Source organism: Microbacterium aurugineum (assembly GCF_023101205.1).
Lineage (GTDB): Bacteria > Actinomycetota > Actinomycetes > Actinomycetales > Microbacteriaceae > Microbacterium > Microbacterium aurugineum.
In genome coordinates this window covers 488,028-507,437 of sequence record NZ_CP078078.1, presented here as the reverse complement: position 1 = coordinate 507,437, position 19,410 = coordinate 488,028, and the positions used below count along the sequence as shown (strand labels likewise).

The 19,410-nt window shown below is 67.9% G+C and carries 21 protein-coding genes, 1 tRNA gene and 1 pseudogene; 10 read left to right on the top strand and 13 right to left on the bottom strand.

The window, feature by feature from the left end; genetic code table 11:
• Positions 1-78: 78 nt before the first annotated feature.
• The gene (locus KV397_RS02415; RefSeq protein ID WP_261812082.1) at positions 79-1,023 is read right to left on the bottom strand and encodes an alpha/beta hydrolase family protein; all 945 of its coding nucleotides are present in this window, start codon (positions 1,021-1,023) and stop codon (positions 79-81) included.
• A gap of 118 nt (positions 1,024-1,141) precedes the next feature.
• On the opposite strand from KV397_RS02415, the gene KV397_RS02410 reads away from it, so the two are divergent.
• Positions 1,142-1,741, top strand: coding sequence for a TetR/AcrR family transcriptional regulator (locus tag KV397_RS02410; protein WP_248570289.1), 600 nt, complete (start codon positions 1,142-1,144; stop codon positions 1,739-1,741).
• A gap of 50 nt (positions 1,742-1,791) precedes the next feature.
• On the opposite strand, the gene KV397_RS02405 is transcribed toward KV397_RS02410, so the two are convergent.
• Both KV397_RS02405 and KV397_RS02400 read right to left on the bottom strand, forming a co-directional pair.
• Positions 1,792-2,718 (bottom strand): CPBP family intramembrane glutamic endopeptidase, encoded by a 927-nt coding sequence (locus tag KV397_RS02405; RefSeq protein WP_261812081.1) that lies wholly within the window; start codon positions 2,716-2,718, stop codon positions 1,792-1,794.
• Positions 2,719-2,738: 20 nt separating this feature from the next.
• Positions 2,739-3,371 carry a hypothetical protein gene (locus KV397_RS02400; RefSeq protein WP_261812080.1) on the bottom strand — a complete coding sequence of 211 codons (633 nt, stop codon included), beginning with the start codon at positions 3,369-3,371 and terminating at the stop codon, positions 2,739-2,741.
• Positions 3,372-3,472: 101 nt separating this feature from the next.
• Here KV397_RS02400 and KV397_RS02395 point away from each other — a divergent pair, with 101 nt between their 5' ends.
• Positions 3,473-4,087, top strand: a complete 615-nt coding sequence (locus KV397_RS02395) for a TetR/AcrR family transcriptional regulator (RefSeq protein ID WP_261812079.1) — start codon at positions 3,473-3,475, stop codon at positions 4,085-4,087.
• A 236-nt stretch (positions 4,088-4,323) separates the two neighbouring features.
• A complete protein-coding gene (locus KV397_RS02390) occupies positions 4,324-5,046 on the top strand; it encodes a CPBP family intramembrane glutamic endopeptidase (RefSeq protein ID WP_261812078.1) in 723 nt (240 codons plus the stop codon).
• Between the two features lie 30 nt (positions 5,047-5,076).
• Here the strand turns inward: KV397_RS02390 and KV397_RS02385 are convergent, their stop codons facing one another.
• Positions 5,077-5,325, bottom strand: a complete 249-nt coding sequence (locus KV397_RS02385) for an ArsR/SmtB family transcription factor (protein ID WP_261812077.1) — start codon at positions 5,323-5,325, stop codon at positions 5,077-5,079.
• Between KV397_RS02385 and KV397_RS17445 the strand changes: the two are divergent.
• Positions 5,294-5,548 (top strand): annotated as a pseudogene (locus KV397_RS17445) (SDR family NAD(P)-dependent oxidoreductase); the annotation flags it as partial. The gene KV397_RS02385 and the pseudogene KV397_RS17445 overlap by 32 nt on opposite strands.
• Positions 5,538-5,729, top strand: coding sequence for an SDR family oxidoreductase (locus KV397_RS17440; protein ID WP_407665295.1), 192 nt, complete (start codon positions 5,538-5,540; stop codon positions 5,727-5,729). The pseudogene KV397_RS17445 and the gene KV397_RS17440, both read left to right, overlap by 11 nt.
• Before the next feature lie 14 nt (positions 5,730-5,743).
• Here KV397_RS17440 and KV397_RS02375 read toward each other — a convergent pair whose 3' ends face one another.
• A complete protein-coding gene (locus KV397_RS02375; RefSeq protein ID WP_261812075.1) occupies positions 5,744-5,881 on the bottom strand; it encodes a hypothetical protein in 138 nt (45 codons plus the stop codon).
• A 919-nt stretch (positions 5,882-6,800) separates the two neighbouring features.
• Here KV397_RS02375 and KV397_RS02370 point away from each other — a divergent pair.
• Complete coding sequence (locus tag KV397_RS02370) at positions 6,801-8,192, top strand: FAD-binding oxidoreductase (RefSeq protein WP_261812074.1); 1,392 nt, start codon at positions 6,801-6,803, stop codon at positions 8,190-8,192.
• Positions 8,189-9,145 (top strand): CPBP family intramembrane glutamic endopeptidase, encoded by a 957-nt coding sequence (locus tag KV397_RS02365; protein ID WP_261812073.1) that lies wholly within the window; start codon positions 8,189-8,191, stop codon positions 9,143-9,145. The genes KV397_RS02370 and KV397_RS02365 overlap by 4 nt, the downstream gene beginning before the upstream one ends.
• 44 nt (positions 9,146-9,189) lie before the next feature.
• Here the strand turns inward: KV397_RS02365 and KV397_RS02360 are convergent, their stop codons facing one another.
• Positions 9,190-9,744: a TetR family transcriptional regulator gene (locus KV397_RS02360; RefSeq protein ID WP_248570298.1), complete on the bottom strand. Its 555-nt coding sequence runs from the start codon at positions 9,742-9,744 to the stop codon at positions 9,190-9,192.
• Positions 9,745-9,824: 80 nt separating this feature from the next.
• On the opposite strand from KV397_RS02360, the gene KV397_RS02355 reads away from it, so the two are divergent.
• On the top strand, positions 9,825-10,583 hold the full coding sequence (locus KV397_RS02355; protein WP_248570299.1) for an SDR family NAD(P)-dependent oxidoreductase: 759 nt from the start codon (positions 9,825-9,827) through the stop codon (positions 10,581-10,583).
• Positions 10,580-10,855, top strand: a complete 276-nt coding sequence (locus tag KV397_RS17435) for an NAD(P)H-binding protein (RefSeq protein WP_372492656.1) — start codon at positions 10,580-10,582, stop codon at positions 10,853-10,855. Before KV397_RS02355 ends, KV397_RS17435 begins: the two co-directional genes overlap by 4 nt.
• Here the strand turns inward: KV397_RS17435 and KV397_RS02350 are convergent.
• Positions 10,834-10,924 (bottom strand) — tRNA-Ser (locus KV397_RS02350). The genes KV397_RS17435 and KV397_RS02350 overlap by 22 nt on opposite strands.
• A 54-nt stretch (positions 10,925-10,978) precedes the next feature.
• A complete protein-coding gene (locus KV397_RS02345; protein ID WP_261812072.1) occupies positions 10,979-12,025 on the bottom strand; it encodes a hypothetical protein in 1,047 nt (348 codons plus the stop codon).
• A gap of 132 nt (positions 12,026-12,157) precedes the next feature.
• On the opposite strand from KV397_RS02345, the gene KV397_RS02340 reads away from it, so the two are divergent.
• Entirely contained in the window at positions 12,158-12,934 is a 777-nt protein-coding gene (locus KV397_RS02340) for a hypothetical protein (protein ID WP_131492242.1), read from the top strand.
• A gap of 18 nt (positions 12,935-12,952) precedes the next feature.
• On the opposite strand, the gene cydC is transcribed toward KV397_RS02340, so the two are convergent.
• From cydC to KV397_RS02315, 5 genes are read right to left on the bottom strand one after another with little or no spacing between them, the layout of a single operon-like run.
• Positions 12,953-14,620, bottom strand: a complete 1,668-nt coding sequence (cydC, locus tag KV397_RS02335) for a thiol reductant ABC exporter subunit CydC (RefSeq protein ID WP_261812071.1) — start codon at positions 14,618-14,620, stop codon at positions 12,953-12,955.
• On the bottom strand, positions 14,617-16,275 hold the full coding sequence (cydD, locus tag KV397_RS02330; RefSeq protein WP_261812070.1) for a thiol reductant ABC exporter subunit CydD: 1,659 nt from the start codon (positions 16,273-16,275) through the stop codon (positions 14,617-14,619). The genes cydC and cydD overlap by 4 nt, the downstream gene beginning before the upstream one ends.
• The gene (gene cydB / locus KV397_RS02325; protein ID WP_261812069.1) at positions 16,272-17,300 is read right to left on the bottom strand and encodes a cytochrome d ubiquinol oxidase subunit II; all 1,029 of its coding nucleotides are present in this window, start codon (positions 17,298-17,300) and stop codon (positions 16,272-16,274) included. The genes cydD and cydB overlap by 4 nt, the downstream gene beginning before the upstream one ends.
• Positions 17,301-17,314: 14 nt before the next feature.
• The gene (locus KV397_RS02320) at positions 17,315-18,730 is read right to left on the bottom strand and encodes a cytochrome ubiquinol oxidase subunit I (protein ID WP_134352258.1); all 1,416 of its coding nucleotides are present in this window, start codon (positions 18,728-18,730) and stop codon (positions 17,315-17,317) included.
• Positions 18,717-19,391 carry a helix-turn-helix domain-containing protein gene (locus tag KV397_RS02315; RefSeq protein WP_047520253.1) on the bottom strand — a complete coding sequence of 225 codons (675 nt, stop codon included), beginning with the start codon at positions 19,389-19,391 and terminating at the stop codon, positions 18,717-18,719. Before KV397_RS02315 ends, KV397_RS02320 begins: the two co-directional genes overlap by 14 nt.
• Positions 19,392-19,410: the final 19 nt, after the last annotated feature.

Here is a 19,410-nt window from a genome sequence, read left to right as displayed (position 1 = left end):
CTTCGGTCCTCCCGTCACAACGGCTCAAGTGCAAGACCTGCATGCGAACCCACGAACCCCCCTGCAGCAGCCCGCCGGTCATCTGCTGTCGACGCGACCGATCGATTCGACGCTGTCGGCGAATGCGGCGCGGACAGCGCCCCAATCGCTCTCGGAGACGCGTAGGGCGCTGCGGAGGTACGCGGTACTCATCCGCTGGGCGACCGCGACCCGCTCCGGGTTCTCGTCGGTAGTCTCGGCGACTTCGTATCCGACGATCCCGCCGAGGGAATGCTCGGCGCCGAAGAGCGTGAGGAGGTCGGTGGCGCCGGGGCTGTGGGTGTACGCATCAGTGAACCAGTCCGGTCCACGGCTGGACATCCTGGACTGGTCGCGGTCCCCGGCCACGACGAGCGTCGGCACCGTCAGCTCCCGGAAGGACGGTCGCATGAAGGGGAAGTTCGCCTGCGCGAACGGGTGCAGGTCGTCGCCGCCGATGCCGGTAGCGGCGAAGAGGATGCCCGCAGTGACACGACTGTCGGAAACGTCCTCCCCCACTTGGCCCGCCTCGTCGACGATCCGTGCCCCGAGGAGCGACTGCGCGGTCTGTCCGCCCCAGGAGTGACCGGTGGCGGCGACGCGGCTCCGGTCCACGCGACCCTCAAGACCCGGCACGGCGCGCTCGATAGCGTCGAGCTGGTCGAGGATGCGGGTGAGATCCGAGATCCGCTCGGTCCAGATCGTCGGGAACACGGGGTGGTCGAACCCGAAACCGTTCCGACGGGAGTCCAGATGAGTGGGCTGGATCACGACGAACCCGCGCGATGCCCAGAACGCGGTAAGCGGCGCGTACCCGTCGAGGTTCCACCCATTGCCGTGCGAGAACACGACAACGGGCAGATCAGCCCCGACGGCAGGGGCAGACACCCGCACCTCCAGCGGGACCGGTCGATCCGGAGCGAGCAAAGGGATGGGAGCGACGGAGACGACCGGGACTCCGGCGCCGATGATGTCGTCCGCCGCGTGAACGAATGCTGAAGCCATGTAATCGACCTTCCTGGGCTGCGCTCTGCGATACTGATTATCGGAGCATTGTTCCGCAACAATACGGAACGCTGATCCGAAATGCAACCGTCTATAGATCGCACTCGTGGGGAGAGACATGTCCGACATGCCGAGCGACCGATCGAGCGATGCGGGCGCCCCCTCAGTGGGCCGTCCGCGCCGAGACCAGCAAGCGCTCCTCGACGCGGCGGCAGCGGTGTTCATGGTGTCCGGGGTCGACGCGCCGGTGCGGGAGATCGCCGCGAAGGCCGGCGTCGGCGTAGGAACGATCTACCGACACTTTCCGTCCCGCGCCGATCTCGTCGTCGCGGTGTACCGACATCAGGTCGAGGCCTGCGCCGACGCCGGCCCCCGACTGCTCGCAGAAAGCGAGACGCCAGAGGCAGCTCTTCGGGCCTGGGTTGCCATGTTCGTCGACTTTCTCACCACGAAGCACGGACTCGCCGACGTACTGCAAGGGGACAGCGCCCGGTCCGGCGACGCTCTGCACACCTATTTCGTCAGCCGGCTCGTCCCCGTGTGCGCATCAATGCTCGAGACAGCACGTCGGCCTGCCGATGCATATGCGCCGATCGACGCCTACAGCGTGCTCAAGGGCATCGGGAACCTCTGCATCGGTGCCGCGAGCGACACCGACTACGATGCGGCCACTCCGGTACAGCTGCTCCTCTCAGGTCTGCTCACCCGAACTCGCTGACGCGTGGAAGGGCGCGTCCGTGGATCACACGTCAACTGCGGCACCGGCGCCTAGCGCTGCGTCTCCCGGCGGCGCGAACGCTCCCGAACCCCGACCATGACGAGCACGGCGAGGCTCCCGGCTGCGGGCAGGAGAAGGGCGAGCCCGCCGGTGGAACCCTCTGATCGCTCGACAGCGACAGCACCGCCCCCGCTCAAGACAGCGTTGAGGGTGGTCGTCATGAGGTTGTTCGCTGTGTGGAAGGCGATCGCGGCTTCGAGTCCGCGGGTGAGCAGTCCCATCACCGCCGTGCACACAGAGAAGAAGAGGTAGTACGCGAACAGCAGCGGGTCACTGGAACCGTGCAGGAGGGCGAACATCACACTCGAAAGGGTGAGGCCCGTGAGGAAGGCCGGCTTCGCAGACCGGAACCATGACCCGGCAGCGGGCAGAAGCACGCCACGGAACATGATCTCTTCACCGACGGTCTGCATCGGTGTCGAGAGGAGCATGACGGCTAGCAGTCCGGCCGTCGTGCCGGTGATCGACAATCCCGTCCAGCCGACCTGTTCTGGCGCCGTCAGCCCCACCACCCCCATCGCGAGGCCGACGATCACGACCGAGCCCAAGAAGTACGTCACGAGCCGACGGCGGTCGAAACTGCGCGGCGCACTGAAGACGACGCGCCACGGCACCTTCGCGAACCACCCGGCCAGGGCGAGCGCCAACAGGGCCGTGAGGCCGGTGCTGATGTTCGCCGCCAGGAGCTTCAGGGGCGTCAGCTCGGGCGCGAACGGGTCGCCGCTCTCGACGAGCCCCGCGAGCAGGTAAAGCCCGAGCTGAGTCACCAGGAGCGTCGCTGGCAGCACCGCGATCACGATGAGCGCTTTCCACCCCGCCATCCGGAAGTGCACACCGAACGGGCGGCCTCCTCCCCTTGTGGCCGGGCTGTCGGCGACGTGCGGTGCGGGCGTAGCGGCAGAGTCGCTCTGGCGCATGGTTGTTCCTTTCGGAGAGGTCAGCTGGCGAGCTCGTCGATCCAACTCGAACGCATTCGCAGGGCTCGCTCCGTGCTGCCGAGGACAGCGGCGAGACCGACGAGCAGATTGAGCTCGAGCGGGAGTCGGAAGGGAGAGGTGAAGGTGCCGATCGAGTCGGCGATCAGGGGGATCTTCGAGAGGGCCTCGATGATCTGAGGGACCTCGACACTGAGGCCGACCACGACGAACGCGATGGAGATGACGCCGATCACCCGGCTCGCCGTGGGATGCCGCTCGTGCAAACGAGCGCGACGCCCTTCGGCGGATCGAGGATCGGGCGACAGCTGCTGTTCGGTGCCGTCCGCCCGCACATAGTGGCACCGTTTGAGCCCGAACCCGGTGATCGCCACTTCGATGTGTCCGCCTGGCACTGCGAAGCGTGTGGGCATCTTCGCGTAGGACTGCAGGGCTCCGTCGACGTAGAGACGGGCGCGGATCTCGCCGTCGGTCATGTCCCCGGCGTGGCGGACGTCGACCGTGTACGTCGACGTCGTGCCGGCGGCGGAGCGCAGCGTGATCGATCGGAGAGACCTGCCGAACATCTGCCACCAGCGATAGCGGCGCAGCGGTTCGCCGGAGCCGACGCGGACTCGACGGTTGCGCCAATTCATCCCCGCCATCATCGCAACCTCCAGGAATCTAATACAGTGTGATAGGCATCGACGGGCTAAACTAGCACACTGTTATAGACAGTTCGGCTCATGAGGGACAAATGGACGAAGCATCGAAGGAATCCGGGACACGGGCAAAGATCCTGATCGCCGCGGCAACCATGCTGGGCGAGAACCCCACTGCACGTCTGAGCGTGAGAGCAGTGGCCGCCCGCGCTCAGGTGAGCACGGGGTCCCTGCGCCATTTCTTCCCGACGCAGCGGGAACTCATCGACACGGTGGTGGCCGCGATGTACGACGTGGAGCTCCCCGACGATCCGATCAATGAGCATTCCTTGACGGTGGAGGAACGACTCATCGCCTGCTTGCAGCTGATCCTCCGTCAGGTCGGGGTGGGCGAGAGCGCCCGGAAGCAGTGGGGGGCGCTCTACGAGGCGTATGTGGCCACGGCTCCGTCCGAGGACGAAGCAGCCACCTACATCGCCCTGGACCGCATGGGGCGACATCGGATCTCGCAGTGGCTGACCGCCTTGATCGACGAGGGCGCGATCCCAGGCGGTCGGGTCGAGGAGCGAGCGCGGTTCCTCTCGACCGTGCTGGCGGGGCTCATGACCGAACGTGCGCTGCCCTCCGATGCCGTGGGCATCGACGCCGAGATGGCAAGCCTGCGGCTCGCCGTCCACGCGGTCATGAGCGAGTGGCCCGTCGCGCGATGATCACCACCCCCATCACACCCGAACTCGTCGACGGCGTGGCGCGACTCGAGAAGGTGGAACGCGGGATGAGGCCGCACAGGCTCCCCTCACACGTGCACACCGCCAGGAGAAGACCCCGTCATCGTCACAGTGCTGACGTCGCGCAACGACCCGCATGCGAACTTCGACAACACACTCGTGGCGAGAGCCGCGTCCATCGCCCTGCACGCACTCGACCGCAGTAACTGAGGAGAAGAATGTCGCACAGCGATCGGACCACTGCCGCCGGCCTGCATCAAAGCGCCAGGAACGGTCGGGTCACCTGGCCCGACCTCTGGCTCGCCGCCGGCGTCGCCATCGCGCTCTACGCCGTCGGGATCCTGCTCTACCTCCAGATGCCGGACGATGACGCGGTCGCCAAGGGTCTGGCGCTGTTCGCGATCTCGGGATTCGCGCCATTAGGCGGAGTACTTGTCATGATCGCCCTTCGCAGGCGTCCGGCGGCGCTCTTCGGCATCACGTGTGTGGCACCGAGATGGCTCGCGATTGCATTCATGATCGGCATCGGAGTCGTCGCTCTCAACCTGGCCGTGACGACGCTGGTGAGCATGACCACAGACGCCGCCGATCTCCAGAGCGGTTACCAGTCCGCCGCGACCAGCGGCATCGGCGGGTTCCTCGGCGCCATCCTCCTCGGAGCGGTCCTCACCCCGATCGGCGAGGAGCTACTGTTTCGCGGCGTGCTCTTCACCCTGCTCACACGCTATGGCGTCTGGCTCGCGGCGATCCTCAGCAGCATCGTCTTCGCCCTCAGCCACGGACTCAACCTCTCGACGCCGGTCGCCGTCATCGTCGGCCTCGCGGCCGCCTGGCTGATGCGCAAGACGAAGTCGGTCTGGCCCGGAGTCGTCGTGCACGCCGTCAACAACGCATCCTCATCGATCATCTCCGTCGTCTACGTCCACATCATCGCCGGGTGACGGCACGTCCGTCCGCGGAGATCGTGGTGTCTAGGCCTTCGCCCCCTGCACGAGCATGCCCAAGGAGTCGACGAGACCCGGGAACCGCTTCTCGAGGTCCACGGTCCGCAACGAGAGCAGGCATCTCGTGCCCTCCGGATCGTTCTGGACGATGCCCGCCTCGCGAAGGATCTTTACATGATGGCTCAACGTGGATTGAGACACCCCCACATCGAACTCGCTCCCCTGATGGACTCTTCTCGGTGTCGTCCGGTTGGACAGAGAGATCGTGCCGACCATGATCGAGCGCGGGAGCGGTGTCGTCGTGCACGTCTCGTCGATATCGAGCCACTACCCGCAGCCGGGGCAGGCGTCCTACGCCGCCTCGAAAGCCGCGCTCAACACGTACAGTCGGACCCTCGCGGTGGAGACCGGGAGGAGCGGGGTGCGCGTCCTCGTGGTCGTCCCCGGCTTCATCAAGACCGAGGGCGCGGCCGCATCGATCGGCGACGCTGCCGCGAACCACGGCATTTCGGCGAGCGAGATGGAACAGCGGATCGTTCGAGCACCTCTCGATTCCGCTCGGCACGCCGGGCAGGCCGGAGGACGCCGCCGAGCTCATCGCCTTCCTCGCCTCGGATCGGGCGGGTTGGCTGACCGGCGCCGAGTACCGCGTCGACGGCGGCATCATCCCCACGCTGTAGGAGGCGCGCTCGCACTAGATGGCAGACGTCAGCCTGCGAACGATGCCGGCGACGAGCGTTCCGACCTGCTCGTGCGTCGTGAGGGTGAGCCGAAGACGATCTCCATGCGTGAGAACACCGAGGATGCGCTCGCCCCTCACCTGCGTCGTCATCGTCGGCCCCCAGATCGCAGGCACGTCGGAGCCCTCGTCGACGGAGACACCGAGATTGCTGATCTCCAGGTCGGCGGCCGCCGGGCGGGAGCGACGCGAGCATCGCGACCGATTCCGCCGCGCGGGCCCGGGCCGACCGCAGCTGCGTGGAGGCACGCCGCGCCAGCGACCACAGGTCGCCTTCCGCCGTCGCACTCAGCATCACGGTGGTCGCGACGAACCGATTGACCACGGCGTCGTCGAGCCCGAGGAGCGGACGCAGATCGAGGGGCACGTTGATGAGGACCTGCCCCTGCGGTGAGCCCTCGAGCATCTCCAGTGCCGCAGCAGCACACAGGACCCCCTGAACCGTCGAATCATTCGCTCGGGCGGCGGCACGAAGGAGTCCCGTCGTGACCTCGTCGAGCTCGGCGACGTCGATCATGGGCGATGCGGCATCGACGGGTCGGACAGCAGCGGGTCTCGGCGCCTCCTCGTCGGCTGGCAGGCCGTCCGACGGCGTTTCGGCGGAAGGCAAGAGCTGCACGTGATCCTCTTGCGCGTCCGAGACGGTGCGCGCGCGCCGCGTTCGTCCTGCCAGCAGGGCGACCAGATCGTGAACGGCGAGGAGGGCCCCGCGTCCGTCGCTGATCTGATGAGAGAACGTGAGCACCACCGCCGAGGCGCACGCTGCTCCGTTGATACCGGCGAGGCCAGCTTGACGGCGAGTGAGAACTGCACCGGGTTGCGGGAGATGTACAGGTCGATGATCCGCTCGAAGCCCCCCAATGGACGAAGGGTCGACGTGAGGGGCATGTTCATTGGCGCTCCGGTCTATTACAGCGTGCTAGCGTATCCAGGAGCTAGCACAGTGTGTTAGTTCGCGGGGAGGCCGTGCCGCTCGACTCGGTCCCACCCGCCTGAACGAAGAGGAGAAACGATGACGAGAGACATCGATTGGGACGCATTGGCAAGCCGTCTGCGCGATGCGATGGGAGAGCGCGTGCTCCGGCCGGGAGGTGATTCGTTCGCGACGGCCGTCGCACTCTGGAGCGCACACCCGACGCATCGCCCGGAGATCATCGCCCGAGTCGAGAGCACTGCAGATGTCCGATACGTGCTCGAATCGGTCCCGGGCGACGTGCCGATCGCCGTCCGGGGAGGCGGCCATGACTGGGTCGGCCGAGCGCGGGCGGAGGGCGGCGTCACCCTCGACCTCTCGCAGCTGCGCGGCGTCCGGATCGACAAGACGGCACGAACCGCCATGGTCCAGGGCGGGGCCCGGCTGGAGGACGTGATCGATGCCGCCGCGGAACACGGCCTCGTCGCCGCAGTGGGCACGGTCAATGAGGTCGGCTTCACCGGGCTCGCCCTCGGCGGCGGATACGGTCCCTATCTCGGGATTCTCGGCCTCGCAGCCGACACCATCATCTCGGCAGAAGTCGTTCTTGCCGACGGGTCGATCGTGACAGCCTCCGATGCGGAGAACGCGGACCTCCTCTGGGCACTTCGCGGAGGGGGCGGGAACTTCGGCGTCGTCACCTCTCTGGAGATCTCCCTGGAGGAAGTCCCGGCCATGCTCGCCGGAACCGTCGTCTTTCCGACGGCCGACATGAGTGAAGTGCTCACCTCCCTCGACCGGGTCCTCCCCACCTTCCCCGATCAGCTCGCCGTCAGCCCCGCGATCGGCAGCGGCCCCGACGGCCACGCCGCGCTGCTCGTGACGCTGCACTGGAGCGGCGAAGCTGACGAGGGGGCGGGGTGGGTGCGAGCGATCGAACGTCTGGGAACGCCTCTGGCATCTACGATCGGACCCGCCACGCCACAGCAGGCGCTCCACGCGCTCGACGGCGTGTTCCCCTCCGGGCGTCACTACACACTCCGCACGGCATCCTTAACCGGCCTCACCCCCGAGGTCATCGAGGTTCTGGCTGACGGAGAGCGACGCCGCACGTCTCCGCTGAGCGCGATCAACATCCACCATTTCCACGGCGCCGCCACCCGCATCAGCGCCGACCATTCCGCATGGGCGCTCCGGGAACCGCACCTCATGGTCGAGATCATCGCAGCCACCGCCGACACGGAAGGTCACGACGAGCAGATCGCCTGGGCGGATCGGATTCTCGACGCACTCCGCCCCCTCGCCCTCCCTGCCGCCTACCCGAACCTTCTCCCACCCGGCGACACCGCACGCGCCGCCGCGACCTACGACAGCAGCATCTCCCACCTCGACGCTGTGAAACGAGACCGGGACCCGACAGGCAGGTTCACCGGCATCCCCATCGGGTTGCCTCATCCTCACCAGCAGACGAACCAAGGAGATCACCCATGACCAACACCGCGCCGAACTGGCTCCTCCAGACGGACGAACCCGTCCCGAGTCCTCGGGTTCCCTCTGGCGTCGAATACCACCGCGTATATGCCGGCGAGAAGCGCCGCATCCTCCGCGGCATCCTCGCGATCATCCTGCTGGTCGTCGGGATGGCCGTCTTCGCACAACTGTTCGTGGTGGGGGCGCGCCTTGTCGATACGGAGCTCCTGGGGCGCTCTGGTTTCACGCCGCTCCAGCAGGCCGCAGGCGCGCTGTCGCTTGCTCTGCTCATCCCCTACTGCATGCTGTTGCAGCGCCTGCTCTACGGAGTCCCCTTCCGGTCGATGCACTCCGTAGCCGGACGCTTCCGATACGGCGTGCTCGGACGAGCGCTGCTCGCCTTCGGCCCGGTGCTGCTCCTCGTCGTCGCCTTCGGCTTCCTCCTGGGGCCCGTCGACCAGGTGCCCTGGTCGACGTTCGACCTCGTCGCCTACTTCGTGATCGGCATGCTGCTCACGCCACTCGCGGCGGCCGGCGAAGAGTACGGCTTCCGCGGTTTCATGTTCCGCATCATCGGCGGATGGACGAGGGACGCCCGCCTCGGCGCGGTGATCGGCATCGTCATCCCCACGGTCCTCTTCTCGCTCTTCCACGGCTCGCTCGACCCGTACATCCTCACCTCCTACCTGGTGCTGTTCGGATCCTTGGCGATCGTCACCTGGCGTACCGGCGGGCTCGAGACCGCGATCGTCCTCCACGTCGTCTACAACGTGGCCGCCCTCGTGCTCAGCACGACGCTGCACATCGATCGCGGCGGCGCACTCAACAGCCGGGGAGAGATCGCCGGCTCCGTCACCACCCTCATCCCCGGCGCAGTACTGATCCTGATCACTGCTGTCGTCTGGTGGATCACGCGGAGGACCGGGCCTGCACGCACCCCTGCGCTGAACAGCTCAGCCGACCGTCCGTCGTGATCGTCACGATGCCCTCGGATGCGACTCGCTCGCACCCGAGGGCATCACACGTCGCGGAGCATGCCTTCGACGGCTGCGACGACCGCGCGCCGATGCGCCGCGATGCGGCGGGGGTCGTCGTGCGCGCCCTCGAGCCCCGTGAGGCCGGTCGGAGAGAGCTGCCAGGCCTGCGCGATCGCGTAGATGAAGACGAGGACATCGACCGGCGACAGAGCGCCCGGGCTCGCCACCCGCACCCCGTCCACCTTGGCGGAATACACGTCGCTGGGCTCAGACAGCGCGGAAGGTCGCTCCAGCCGTGCCCACATGCTCAGGCGGAGAATGTCAGGACGTTCCTGGTGGTGGTCGAACACTCTCCCCGCCCATCCGGCCAGGTCGTCGGGATCCGGGGGCACATCGTTCGCGAGCGTGCGCAACGCGGTCTCGAGTGCAGCATCGAAAAGACCACTCTTGCCCCCGAAGTACGCGTAGATCATCCGCACGTTACTCCCGGCGCCCCGTGCGATCCGATCGACCCGGCCACCGGCGAAACCGTGCCCGGCGAACTCCTCGATGGCCGCAGCCAGGATCCGCGACCGGGTGGCTTCCGCGTCTCTCATGCGCTGCCCTTCGACTTGACGATCTCCGACTGCGCTTCTAGTTTATCGGTAAGTAGTTATTTACTTATCTAGGAGTCAGCATGGATCGTCCAGAGATCGCCATCGTGACCGGTGCAGGCCGAGGACTGGGGCAAGCGACCGCGCTGGCCCTCGCCGAGAACGGATATCGCGTCGTCGTGGCGACCCGCTCCGCCGCGTCGGCTGACGCCGTCGTGAGCCGTATCGGAGAAGCCGGCGGCGAGGCGCTGCCGCTCCAGTTGGACATCGGGGACCCGCGGTCCATCGGCTCCGCGACGACGACGCTTCTCGCCGCGGTCGCCGCGAAGTGGCCGGCGTCTCCCCTCTCGGTGCTCGTCAACAACGCGGGGATCGGGCACTTCGCCCCTCTGGGCGAGGTGAGCGCCGCCGACTTCGACGACACGTTCGCCGTCAACGTCCGCGGGCCGTTCCTCTTGATCCAGGCACTCGCACCGCACCTCGCCGAAGGCGGACGGGTGGTCACCCTGTCGAGTTCGCTGAGTCGGCATGTGAGCCCCGCCACCGCCGTCTATGCGGCATCCAAGGCGGCCGTTGAAGCCCTGTCGCGGAGTCTCGCGCTCGAGCTCGGACGACGCGGCATCCGCATCAACACGATCGCCCCCGGTCCGACGGCCACCGACTTCAACGGCGGCGCGATGCGCGACGACGCCGAACTGCGTGCCGGACTGAGCCAGCAGACCGCGCTCGGCAAGGTCGGTGAACCGGCGGAGATCGCCGACGCCGTCGTCACGCTCGTCGCGCCCGGCATGCGGTGGGTCACAGGTGAGCGCCTCGAGGTCTCCGGTGGAGTCCTCCTTTGAGCCTGACCGGCGTCGACGCCGTGGTCTTCGCTGCCGCGGGAGATCCGATCCGCGTGGATCGAGACGGCGCCCTGAACGTGATCGAAGCCGCCAAGCAGGCAAGCGACCCACGGTTCGTCCTGGTCTCTGGGCCGACGACCCGGGCCCAACGGATCATGAGCTGGTTTCTGCTGCGTTACCGCAGCGAGCCCTCCGAGTGTGACGAAGGCCCCGCTTCCCAGTGTTTCCAAGGGATTCGGGGCCTTCGCGGTGGCGGTGACGGTGGGATTTGAACCCACGGTAGGGGGTTACCCTACACAACTTTTCGAGAGTTGCACCTTCGGCCGCTCGGACACGTCACCGCGGAATAGCTTACGCGAGAGCGGGCGAGCGCGCGAATCGGGCGCTCGGAGCGTTCACCAGGCGGCGGCGACCTCTGCGTGCGTACGCAGGATGCCTTCCGTCGATCCGGCCGGTGCACGACCGATGCCGCACTCGGTGGCGACCCCGAACCGCTCCGCGAACGGGCGGGCGGCGGCGACACGGCGCGCGGCCCCTTCCGCGCCGTCTTCGCGGTGGACGAGTCCGAGGTACAGCTCTTCGACGGGTGCGAGGTCGGCGAGAGGGGCGAAGTAGCCTTCGTCGTCGCGCTCGATCGGCACCGGCAGGTGCAACCAGGTGAGGGGACGCGCCGTCGCCGCCAGGACCGCGTTCGCGTAGCGGACCAGGTTCGCGGAATCGATCGGCTCGATGAAGTGCTTCTCTCCCGCGTCGCCATAGCAGAGGTGCACGCCGACCTCCACGCCTGCCGGCACGGCGTCGATCAGTTCGGCCAGCCGCGCGACGAGGCCGTCGAACGGATCACCGGGCCACCAGGCCTCCATGACCGCTCCGTAACCGGCTGCTCGCTCGATGATGCCCATCTCGCTGGCCACATCCCACTGCACAGCAAGGTCATCGTGCGGGATCGCCTCGAGGATCTCCTCGAGCTCACGCAGGATCGCGGCGGTGTAGACGGACTCGATCGCCGCCCGGTCGTCCCCACGGAAGAAGGAGGAGATCACGGCGAGCGGTGTCGGCAGCGACACCTGGAACCGCACCTCGGCCGACACGAGACCCTCCGCACGGAGGCGCGTGAACACCGCGTACGACTCGATCGCGGCCGCCGCGTATCCGAGCGCGGGAAGTTCGATGCTCGCTACGTCCACGCCCTCACCGATGCGCAGACCACGGGCGTCGATCCCGGCCGGGAACGGGATGGGCTCGTCGCCGATGCGCTCGATCCCCTCGGCCTGGCCGATCACATCGGGCTGGAACATGATCCAGTGGAATCGTTTGCCGACCTCGCCGTCCGGGATGCGCCGGAGGCGGGCGCCGAGCACATCCACGGCTGTGCGGATCGTCGTCTCGGCATCGTCGAAGTTCACACTGCCCACGAGGAGGGCGCCCTGCGGCTGAGTCATCACCCCAGGATATCGGCGCGGGATTCCGCGCTTTTCTCCGGCCGGCCACCGGGCGGCGGGACGCCCGAAGAGTTAGGATGTCCTAAGAACCCGCCGCCTGTGGGGGCAGCGATGACGGGAAGGGTACGCAGTATGGGCTTCATCACCTCGGAGGCGCTGGCCGACACCGGCTACGTCGTCCTCGACGATCACTCCGCACCGGGCGACCCCGCCGAATGGCTCGACCTGGAATACGTCCGCTGGCGTTCCTCCGGCGTCACGCGCTTCGCCCCGCTCGCCAGCTACGCGGGCGACGTGGACTGCAACGGCTTCTGGAACCACACGCCGCCGCGCACCGACAAGGACGGCGTGTGGATCGACTCCCAGGTGGCGATCGCGCCCACCCTGCAGCGTCGCGCGCTGGAGCCCGGCGCGGGCATCGGACGGTGCCGCGTGATCGAGCTGCAGCCGAACGAGTACGCCGATGCGATCTACAACCTGCACCAGGACGACAACAACCGGCTCAACGAAGAGGGCACCGGCTGGGTCGTCCGCGGATTCTTCAATCTGTCCGACGACACCGAGTCGATGCTGATCCTGCGCGCCGACCGCTTCGACCCGGCGACCGAGGTCCGGCTGCCGCTCCGCGCCGGCTCGCGCATCATCGTCGACACCCAACGCTTCTGGCACGCGGTCTGGCATCGCGGCACCGCACCCCGCTACGCGCTCATCACCTCCTGGACCAGCGGCCCCGAACTCGACGCGTATATCGCCGCGAACCACGGCGACCCGCATCCGCCCACCGTCGACCTCGATCCGCAGTTCGTCGATGAGGCGCAGGTCGAGTTGCACCGCCGCATCGAAGAGCGCCGCCGTGCCTTCGAAGCGCAGGGCATCGTGATGGAACCGCCCGTCGACATGAACGCCTGACCCGCGAGGGGTCCTCACTTAGAGCGTGCGTCCGCCGTCGAGTCGCACCACGCGGTCGACGGTGCCCGCAGGCGGCACCACGTGCGAGATCAGCAGCACGGACTGCGACCCCGCAGCCGCCAGCAGATCACGCAGCAGCGCATCGGACGCCTCGGGGTCGACCCCGGCCGTCGGCTCGTCGAGCACCAGCACCGGGAAGCCGCGCAACAGGGCCCGGGCGAGCGCGATCCGCTGCGCCTGCCCGCCGGACACGAGTGCGCCACGGTCGCCGACCCGCGCATCGAGACCACCGCGCTCCCGCGCCCACTCCGCGAGCCCCACCCGGTCGAGCACGGCGAAGAGTTCCTCATCATCCGCGGTGTCACGCGCGAAGAGCAGGTTCTGACGGATGTCCTCGTCGAACAGCTGCGGGCTCTGCTCGCACAGGCCGATGACCCGGCGCAGGGTCGGACCGGACAACTCCGACGCGTCGCGGTCCCCGATCCGGTACTCGCCCTCCACGCGGAGGAAACCGACGAGGGCCGCGGCCAACGAGCTCTTCCCGGCCCCGCTCGATCCCGTCACCAGCACCCGCTCACCGGGTCGGAGATCGAGGTCGACGCCGGAGAGCGCCGGGGTTCCCCCCGGCCAGGACGCACGCACGTCGCGCATCCGCACCACCGGCGTGCCGTCGACCTCGACGTCTTCACCCGCGTCGGAACGCAGCTCCTGCGGCATCCGGTCGGGCAGCACGTCGACGATGCGCTCCGCACTCGATCGGACACTCCGCCACGACGCCGCAGCGATCGGCACGGCGCCGAAGATCTCGAACACCACCATCGGCACCAGCACCGCCACGGCCAACCACGGCCCGTCGATCGCCCCGTCGACGAGGCCGGGCGCCGCGGCGGCGAGCGCCCACACCGACGCCGCTCCGGCGACCGCGGAGACCACCCCGGCAGCGACGGCCTGCGCCAGCGATGCGCGGGAGACGAGCCGACGCAGCTCCCCGTCGGCGGCGGTGATCCGTGCCCGCGCCTGCTCCTCCGCCCCATACGCGAGGAGGACATCGAGGCTCGCGAAGTAATCGACCAGCGCCGCCGAGAGCTCAGCCCGACGCGCGGACACGAGTGCTTCGGCGCGGGAGCCGAACACCCAGCCGAGTCCGATCGCCACGGCCGCGGCGACCAGCAGGCAGACGGCGAGGGTGAGGGCGGCGGGCGGCGAGACGAACGCGATGAAACCGACGGCACCCACCGCGACGAGCGCAGCGACCCCCAGCGGCTGTACCACCCGCAGCGGGAGGTTCTGCAGGTTCTCGACGTCGTCGACGAGGGCCGTGAGCACTTGACCGCGGTCGGTCGAGCCGAGTCCGGCCGGCGAGAGCGGGATCAGTCGACGCACCATGTCGGCGCGTGTGGAGGCGAGCTGACGCAGTGCCGCATCATGCCCGCTCAGACGTTCGAGGTAGCGGGTGACGGCGCGCGACACAGCGAAGAACCGGACGCCGACCACGGCGATCGACAGCGGAACCAGCGAGTCGACGATCGAGGCGCTCACGATCAGCCAGCCACTGACCGCGAGCAAGCTCACGGCGGCCGCCGCGGACAGCACACCCCAGATGAGACCGGGCACGAAGCGTCCGACCGACGGCTGCGCGAGCCGGAGGATGCTGCGAACCCGCTGTCCGCGCGTCAGTCCGGTCATGCGTCCACCCCCAGCGCCACGACCTGATCCGCGATGCGGCGCGCCGACCGCCGGTGCGACACGAGCAGGATCGTCGCTCCGGCATCCGCCCGCGCGCGCAACGACTGCCACAACCGTTCCTCGGTCTCCGGGTCCAGCGCGCTCGAGGGCTCGTCCAGGGCGAGCACACGTCCGGGATCGGTCTGCTGCCGGTACAGCGCGCGCGCCACGGCCACCCGCTGCGCCTGACCGCCCGAGAGCCCACTTCCCTGCACACCGAGTTCGAGTGCCGCGTCGATGCTCTCGGCGCGTGCCTCATCCAGTGCTGCACGGACGCGGTCGGCATCCGGTGCCGGGTCTCCGAGGGCGACGTTGTCTGCGACCGTGCCGCGCATCAGCCCCGGTGCTTGCCCTGCCCAGGCCAGCCACCCGGCCGGAGCGAGCCCGCGAAGACTCTGCCCGGCGAACACGGCCGTCCCCTCATAGTCGGCAGCGCCCCGCAGCGCCGCGAGAAGCGACGACTTGCCCGAGCCACTGGGCCCCTCGATCAGCGTGATCGTCCCCGGCGTCGCGGTGAAGGACACCGGGGGCAGATCGCGCACCTGCACCCCCTCGACCACGAGCGCCGCGCCTTCCAGTCGGTCCACCTGCAGGACGGATGGACGGATGTCGGAAGCTTCGACGGCGATTCGTCCGGCATCCGTCGGAAGCTCCTGCATCCGTGCACCTGTCCGCGCCGCATCGAGCACCTCGAACACGTCCTCGGTCGCGGCGACGCCCTCGGCCGCGGCGTGGAACTGCACCCCCACCTGTCGGATCGGCAGGAACGCCTCGGGCGCGAGCAGCAGCACGAATAGCCCCACCTCGAGCGTGAGGTCCCCCGACAACAGCCGGAACCCGACCGACACGGCGATCAGGGCGACCGCGATCGAGGCCAGCAGCTCCATCGCGAACCCGGACAGGAACGAGAACCGCAGCACCTTCATGGTCTCGCGCCGGTACTCGTCTGCCGTGACCTCGATGCGGTCCGCCGCGCGTCGGTCGCGCCCGAAGAGCCGCAGCGTCGAGAGTCCCTGCACCGTGTCGGCGAACCGGGCCGCGAGCCGCTGCAACGTCTGCCACTGCCGCTTCTGCACCGTGCGCGTCGCCATCCCGATCAGGATGAGGAACAGCGGGATCAGCGGCAGCGTGATGAGAGCGGTGAGACCGCTCGGCCAGTCCTGCCACCACATCACCGCGACCAGCACGGGCGTCGCGATGACGGTCAGCACGAGCTGCGGGATGTAGCGCGCGAAGTAGGCGTCCAGCGCTTCCAGACCATGTCCGGCGGTCACCGCGAGTTCGGTCTGGTTCCGCTGCGCCAGCCACCCCGGCCCGAGCCGTCCCACCGCCGCGATCAACGCGGACCGCAGCTGCATGCCGGTCTTGGCCGCAGCACGGGTGCCCGCCGCATCGGACGCGGCGATGAGCACACCGCGAAGCAGTGCCGTGACCAGCAGCCAGAGCAGGGACGCCGTCACGTCGCGCCCGGCGATCGCCCCGGTCACCGCATCCGTCAGCAGCCAGGCGAACACGATCACGACCGCCGTCTGGACCACGCCGATCAACGCGGATGCCGCGAGGAATCCCCTCGCGGCACCCGCGTAGCGCAGCAGTCTCGGATCGACGGGTTTCACGCGTGCGCCGGTGCCCCCTCGATGGACTTCCGGGTGATGCGCTTGCGGAAGACCCAGTACGTCCAGGCCTGGTATGCGAGCACGAGCGGCATCGCGACCAGGGCCGTCCAGCTCATGATCTGCAGCGTGTACGGGGTGCTGGATGCGTTCGCGATCGTCAGGCTGTACGCCGGGTCGATCGTCGAGGGCATCACGAACGGGAACAGCGCCGAGAAGAGCATGACCACGGCGAACATCACCGTGAGCATCCCGGAGAAGAAGGCCCACCCGTCACGTCGGACGAGCGAGAACCCGACGGCCGCGATCAGGCTGACCGCCGCGAGCACCCCGGTGCCGATGACGAGCCAGAGCAGCGGAGCCTCGCGGCCCATCGCGATCGCCACCGTCCAGATCACCGTTCCGGCCGCGACGAGGATCGTCGGAAGAGCAGCCTTCTTCGCCAGCTTCTGCGCATCCTCGTGCACCTGTCCATCGGTCTTGAGAGCGACGAACAGCACACCGTGCAGGAAGAACAGCAGCAACGTGGTGACGCCGACCAGCAGCGCGTACGGGTTCAGCAGCGAGAAGAAGCCGCCGACGTAGATGTGGTTCTCATCGATCGCCACCCCCTGCACGATGTTGCCGAAGGCGACGCCCCAGAGCAGAGCGGGAACGGCGGACCCGATCACGATCATCCGGTCGAATCCGGCCTTCCACTTCACGCTGTCGCGCTGGTGCCGGTACTCGAAGGACACCCCGCGCAGGATCAGCGCCAGCAGGATCAGCAGCAGCGGCAGGTAGAAACCGCTGAACAGGGTGGCGTACCACTCGGGGAACGACGCGAACAGCACGGCACCGGCGACGATGACCCACGTCTCGTTGAGGTCCCAGACCGGACCGATCGTGTTGATGACCTGACGGCGCGAGACATCGTTCTTGCCGAGGAATGGCAGCGACATGCCGACGCCGAAGTCGAACCCGTCGAGCACGAAGTAGCCCACGAAGAAGAACGCGACGATGAAGAACCAGAGTGTTGCGAGATCCATGATGCTCCTCCCCCTCAGTAGACGACCGACGGCAGCTGGGCCGTCTCGTCATGCGGTTGTTCTTCGGTGTCCGGGCCCTTCTGCGCGGCCTTGACGATGAGTCGGACCTCGACCACGGCGAGGGCCGCGTAGATCGCGGTGAACGCGATGAGCGATATCAGCACCTCGAGTCCGCTGACGCCCGGCGAGACGCCGTCCTGCGTGGTCATCAGCCCGAACACGATCCAGGGCTGTCGGCCCATCTCCGTGAAGACCCATCCCATGATGTTGGCGACGAGGGCGAGCGGGAACGACCAGATCGCGAGCTTCCACATCCACGGTGCCGGGGGCTTCTTGGCGCCCTTGCGGGTGAGCCACAGGCCGGCGACGGCCACGAGCGCGGCGGCCATGCCCAGGCCGATCATCCAGCGGAACGCCCAGTAGGTGACCCACAGGATCGGGGCGAAGTCCGTCAGACCGGTGGCGGCGTAGGTCTGGGCGTACTCGGCGTTCAGGTCGTTGATGCCGTGAACACACGCGTCGAGCGTGTGCGTCGACAGCAGGGACAGCAGGTAGGGGACGCGGATCGAGAACAGTTCGGAACTGCCGTCCGGGGTGCCGAGGGTGAACAGGCTGAAGGACGCGTCCGGTCCGCACACCGTGTTGAAGGTCGCTTCAGCCGCTGCCATCTTCATGGGTTGCGCGGCGTACATCGCCAGGCCGAGCTGGTCACCCGTGAGCACGACACCCGCGGTCGAGACGATCATCGCCCACAGTCCGAACTTCAGCGAGATCCGCATGGTGTCGAAGTGCTGTCCGCGAGCGAGGTGCCAGGCGGAGACAGAGATCACGACACCGGCCGCGAACATCAGCGCGCCGAAGATCGTGTGCGGGAACGCGGCCAGCGCGACCGGGTTGGTCAGCAGCGCCCAGAAGTCGGTGAGCTCGGCTCGGTTGGTCTCGGGGTTGAACGTGTAGCCGACCGGGTTCTGCATGAACGCGTTGGCCGCGATGATGAAGTACGCCGACAGGATGCTGCCGATCGACACGCACCAGATGGTGGCCAGGTGCAGCTTCTGCGGGAGCTTGTCCCAGCCGAAGATCCAGAGACCGATGAAGGTCGCCTCGAAGAAGAACGCCAGCAGGCCCTCGAAGGCGAGCGGAGCACCGAACACGTCGCCGACGAAGCGGGAGTAGTCCGACCAGTTCATGCCGAACTGGAACTCCTGCACGATGCCGGTGACGACGCCCATCGCGAAGTTGATGAGGAAGATCTTGCCGAAGAAGCGGGTCAGGTGCAGGTACTGGACCTTGCCGGTGCGCACCCACGCGGTCTGGAAGATCGCGGCGACCAGCGCCATGCCGATCGTCAGGGGGACGAAGAGGTAGTGATAGACCGTGGTCAACCCGAATTGCCATCGGGCGAGCGCGAGCGGATCAAGCCATTCCATGCACGACTCCTGTTCTGTGCTGCCGCTGCCTCGTGCTGTCACGCAGCTGGACGGTGCAGTCCGATGCGAGGACCGCATCGCGGACGCACTCGGCTTCGAGGGGTCCACCGGCCTCGTTCAACACGCTCTGCATGAGCTCGAGGTGCACACGGCAGAGCATCGGGCGGTCTTCGGAACGGCCCGCCGCGTGCGGGCACGGGCTGAGGTCGACCGTGAGCCGGCGGTCGTCGACCACGGGCTCGAAGCCGCTCTCCTCCAGGTGCTCCACGAGCGCGTCGAGCTGATAGGTGGCTTCACGGCCGAGGTCGGGCGCCGAATCCGGCAGCATGCTGCGCATCAGGTCGCCCCGACGAGCAGCCGCCTTGGCCTTGTCACGCGCGACCGGGCTGGAGGCGCCCGGGGCTCCGGTGGCCGCGCTGTACAGCGTGCGCGGACGCCCCCGCGTGGTGCGGTGCTCGATCGTCGGGATCACGTACCCGCCTTCGATCAGGCGCTGCAGGTGCTCACGGACCGTGTTCGCGTGGAGTCCGGTCGCCTCGCACAGCTCCGCGATCGATACGGCGGCTCGGGTCTGCGAACTTCCCGCTTCGAAGAGCAAGTGCAGGATCTGCACCCGGGAGTAGCTCGAGATCGGCCCGCAGACGGGCCCGCCGTTGGCCATGTCACCAGTATTCCGTGAG